At 43.3% G+C, this 4,342-nt stretch carries 6 protein-coding genes; all 6 read left to right on the forward strand.

The features are described 5' to 3' along the window. Positions 1-852 (forward strand): hypothetical protein (locus tag AAC033_RS18425; RefSeq protein ID WP_339740890.1); only part of this gene is annotated, 852 nt, incomplete at its 5' end. Positions 853-909: 57 nt separating this feature from the next. Then, positions 910-1,431, forward strand: a complete 522-nt coding sequence (locus AAC033_RS18430) for a DNA-3-methyladenine glycosylase (RefSeq protein WP_339740892.1) — start codon at positions 910-912, stop codon at positions 1,429-1,431. Positions 1,432-1,759: 328 nt separating this feature from the next. Further along, positions 1,760-2,218: a 50S ribosomal protein L13 gene (gene rplM, locus AAC033_RS18435; protein WP_339740894.1), complete on the forward strand. Its 459-nt coding sequence runs from the start codon at positions 1,760-1,762 to the stop codon at positions 2,216-2,218. Positions 2,219-2,220: 2 nt separating this feature from the next. Beyond that, positions 2,221-2,607 carry a 30S ribosomal protein S9 gene (gene rpsI, locus AAC033_RS18440; protein WP_339740896.1) on the forward strand — a complete coding sequence of 129 codons (387 nt, stop codon included), beginning with the start codon at positions 2,221-2,223 and terminating at the stop codon, positions 2,605-2,607. 111 nt (positions 2,608-2,718) lie between these two features. Beyond that, a complete protein-coding gene (rpsB, locus tag AAC033_RS18445; protein ID WP_339740898.1) occupies positions 2,719-3,516 on the forward strand; it encodes a 30S ribosomal protein S2 in 798 nt (265 codons plus the stop codon). A gap of 32 nt (positions 3,517-3,548) precedes the next feature. Further along, positions 3,549-4,342: translation elongation factor Ts (tsf, locus tag AAC033_RS18450; RefSeq protein WP_339740900.1), on the forward strand; the 794-nt coding region annotated here is incomplete at its 3' end.

Raw genomic sequence — 4,342 nt, forward strand, 5'->3', positions numbered from 1 at the left:
TTTGAGAACATATTGGACGGAAAAATACAGAAATCCCTTCGTGAAATTGTCAACTGGTGGCTGTTTGTCATTGCCGCACTCATTTCCTTGCTGGGTTTCTTAGTAAATAAATATGCCCGAAGTTATCTGCAAACAACCATTGAGGGAAAGGTTAATCAGCTGAAGGCGGAAAATGAAGAGACGATCAGGAGCATCAGCAACCAATATTTTTCAAGCGTAATCGGGAGCTTGCTCGATTTTAAAATTGAAACAATCAGTAAAAGCAATCACCGGGTGGAAGAAGCGGTGGTGGACGATTTAAAGAATTATCTCTATGATGAAAGTATCACTATTCCGGAGCACAAGAAAGTAGCGCTCATCGACACCATTATGCGCTGTTATTACTACAGTAAGTTTCCGCAGCGGATTGAGAAGATGATTGGTTTGATCAAAGAGTTTGAAGCCAGATTTCAATTGCTGTCGACTACCTATGCCAATGCAGCCATCGCTTTTAATGATATGTACGACCGCTATGGAGCCAAGCAGTATTTAAACGATGCCATTGAAAATTGCAATAAATCCATTAAAATTCTGCCGGATTATGGCTTGGCTTTCGCGCTAAAGCTTGAGCTGAATATGATGGCGATTACCAAAGCTTTTGATGAGCAGGAAAGGAGGGTTTATGAGCTGGAACTTCAGAAAGTCTTTAAAGACATCGATAACAATACGAGCACCTATTTGTGTAAGGAATTGATCAAGCGGTTTGAAGTGGATAGAGCTACGTTTATGGCGCCATATTTAACCCGCTTGTACGACGATTATCCGGATGAGCTGGCCCGGATTGAAGCGCGGGCAAAAGAGGCTAATATCTAACCATCTAAACCGGGAGAATTCCTTCGAAGCTTGACGCAGAAGTTTTATCTTCGCAGCATGAAACCATCCGGAAAACGACTTTCGGCTGACTTCTTTCGGCGCGACACGCTTACTGTTGCCAGGGAGCTGCTAGGCAAAAACCTGATTCGTGTGTTCAGTTCCGGCGAGACCCGTTCCTACCGGATTACAGAAACCGAAGCCTATTGCGGTCAGGATGATTTGGCCTGCCATGCCAGCAAAGGATTGACCAAACGAACCCAAGTCATGTTCGGGCCCGGCGGACGGATTTATGTGTACCTGATCTATGGGCAGTACTGGCTTCTGAACTTTGTGACTGGCGAGGCTGGCGATGGATCGGCAGTTTTGATTCGTGGGTTGCAAGGGTTTGATGGACCCGGAAGGCTGGGGCGTGAACTACAGCTCGACCGCTCATTTTATGGAGAAGAACTTGCCCTTTCGTCCCGGCTCTGGCTGGAAGATGCTGTTCCAGTCTCCGATGTTAAGGCCTCGCCACGCGTAGGTATTCATTATGCCGGCGAACCCTGGGTGAGCATGCCTTGGCGGCTCAAACTGCCCTGAATGCTGCAGATAAAAACACAGCCGTCGGATTCGGGGTCTGTTCTTTTTTGAAGATCAGATCGCAGGAGCATCCCATTCTCCATCTTCTTCCTTGTAAATCTTTGATTTAATTTTGTTTTCGGCAGGCATTTCTGTTTGGATTTTAAGAAAAAAGAAATACTTTTGCAGTCCCGATTATTGTCCGTACTTGCAGTTCTTATAAATAATTGATAATGTTGCTGGTAGAAACCTTATTAACATGCCCGGTGTTGATAAGTCGGAAACCTCCCAACCAATTGAAATGTAAGTTTTTGCAACTTTTAGTGTTAATTTAAAAAATTAAAGGCAAGTGGATACTTTATCTTACAAGACCGTTTCGGCCAACAGCGCCACGGCAAATAAGGAATGGGTTGTTATTGATGCAACGGATATGATACTTGGTCGTTTGGCCAGTGCTGTTGCTAAAATCCTGAGAGGAAAGAACAAACCCAACTTTACACCTCACGCAGACTGTGGGGATAATGTAATAGTGATCAATGCAGAAAAAGTGCGTTTGACAGGTAATAAACTAAGTGATAAAGTTTACCTGAGTCACACCGGTTATCCGGGTGGACAACGCAAGCAATCACCTGCGGATATTTTAGCTAAGTATCCCGAGCGTTTGGTTGAGAAAGCTGTAAGAGGCATGCTCCCAAAAAATCGCTTGGGTCGTAAGGTTTTTGGAAACATGAAAGTGTATGTTGGAGGGGAGCACAAACAAGAGGCTCAGAATCCAAAAGTAATTGATTTAAACACGATTAAATTATAACAATGGAAGTAGTAAATACCCTAGGACGTAGAAAATCTGCTGTGGCTCGTATTTATATTAGCGAGGGCAAAGGAAATGTTACCATCAACAAAAGGGATTTGAAAGAATATTTCCCTAATGGTACGCTACAGTATATTGTTATGCAACCATTGAACCTGATTGGTGTAGCTGATCAATATGATGTGAAGGTGAATCTTGACGGAGGTGGTATTAAAGGACAAGCTGAAGCTTTGCGTTTAGCCATTTCAAGAGCTTTGATTGAAATTGATCCTGAAGCAAGACCTGTACTGAAACAAGCCGGCTTTTTGACCCGCGACCCACGCGAAGTGGAACGTAAAAAACCAGGTCAACCAAAAGCACGGAAGCGTTTCCAATTCTCAAAACGTTAACAGTATTATTAAATCTAAATATGACTGTGGATCTGAAACTGCTGAGACTTCCTGCCAATCAGGAGCTACTCAGGGGTTGCTTTTCAACAAATTATTTATAAAAGTAAAAAGATGCCAAGAACAAATTTTCAAGAATTATTGGATGCAGGTGTTCATTTTGGTCACCTGAAGAGAAAGTGGAATCCAAACATGGCTCCATACATTTTTATGGAGAAAAATGGAATCCACATCATCGACTTGCAAAAAACAGTTGTCAAAATCGATGAGGCAGCTGCCGCCTTGAAACAAATCGCCAAATCGGGTCGCAAAATACTATTCGTAGCAACGAAAAAGCAAGCTAAAGATATCGTTGCCGATGCCGTAGGGAGTGTCAATATGCCTTACGTAGTTGAGCGTTGGCCAGGAGGTATGCTAACAAACTTTCCAACCATCCGCAAAGCGGTGAAAAAAATGATTTCCATTGACAAGATGGAAAAGGAAGATAGTTGGACAAACTTGTCAAAACGCGAAAAGTTGCAAATTACACGTCAACGTGCCAAGTTGGAAAAGATTCTTGGTAGTATTGCTGACCTGACCCGCCTTCCTGCAGCACTATTTGTTGTTGATGTGATGAAAGAAAAAATCGCTGTGCGTGAAGCTCAAAAATTGGGCATTCCTGTATTTGCGATGGTCGATACCAATTCAAATCCGGAAGGTCTTGATTTCATCATTCCGTCCAACGACGACGCCTCTCAATCTGTTCGCCTCATTGTTCGCCTGATGTGCGATGCGATTAGCGAAGGCCTGAATGAGCGCAAAGTTGAGCGTGATAATGAAGGGGATGAAGAAAAACCCAAAAAAACCAAGAGCAAGAGATCAGCTGCTAAGGCTGAAAAGGTTGAAGTAGACGAAGATAATAACGAAGACTAATTGCTCTTTTAATAAAATAAAAATATACAATTATGGCAATTACTGCTGCAGATGTAATGAAGTTGCGCAAAGCAACAGGAGCCGGCATGATGGATTGTAAAAATGCCCTTGCCGATGCAAATGGCGACTTTGATGCCGCTATTCAAATAATCCGCGAAAAAGGCAAACTGGTTGCAAGCAAACGATCTGATCGTGAAGCTTCAGAAGGCGTTGTCCTGGCTGGTGTTAGTGAGAATAATCAATACGGAGCGATTGTTGTTTTGAACTGCGAAACTGATTTTGTAGCCAAAAACGAAGACTTTGTAAAAATTACCAATAAGTTTCTGGAGGCTGCCATTGCCAATAAACCAGCCGATCTGGATGCTTTGAAGGCGTTGGAAGTGGATGGCCGTACAATCGAATCGCACGTAACCGAGCAAACCGGTGTAATTGGTGAGAAGATTGAATTGTCGTTCTTCGCTAAAGTTGAGGCAGAGGCTGTCATTCCTTACATTCACCCGGGAAATAAACTGGCTACTTTGGTTGGTTTCAACCAGGCTGGCATTGATACACAGGTGATGAAAGATGTGGCCATGCAAGTGGCTGCCATGAGTCCTGTTGCTGTTGACAAAGACAATGTTTCTCCTGAAATCGTTGCCAAGGAATTGGAGATTGCCAAGGAAAAATTCCGTCAGGAAGGAAAGCCGGAAGCGATGTTGGATAAAATTGCTCAGGGAGCCTTGAATAAATTCTTCAAAGACAGTACTTTGTTGAATCAAGCCTTTGTAAAAGACAACAAGCTGACCGTGAAAGAATACCTGCAGTCGGTAGACAAAGGGTTGACCGT

Origin of the sequence: uncultured Sunxiuqinia sp. (assembly GCF_963974515.1) — a bacterium.
GTDB lineage: Bacteria > Bacteroidota > Bacteroidia > Bacteroidales > Prolixibacteraceae > Sunxiuqinia.

What these genes read in the sequence shown, in the direction of transcription:
- rpsI (WP_339740896.1), top strand. Translation starts at nt 2,221, where the DNA reads ATGGAAGTAGTAAATACCCTAGGACGTAGAAAATCTGCTGTGGCTCGT.
- rpsB (WP_339740898.1), top strand. Translation starts at nt 2,719, where the DNA reads ATGCCAAGAACAAATTTTCAAGAATTATTGGATGCAGGTGTTCATTTT.
- AAC033_RS18430 (WP_339740892.1), top strand. Translation starts at nt 910, where the DNA reads ATGAAACCATCCGGAAAACGACTTTCGGCTGACTTCTTTCGGCGCGAC.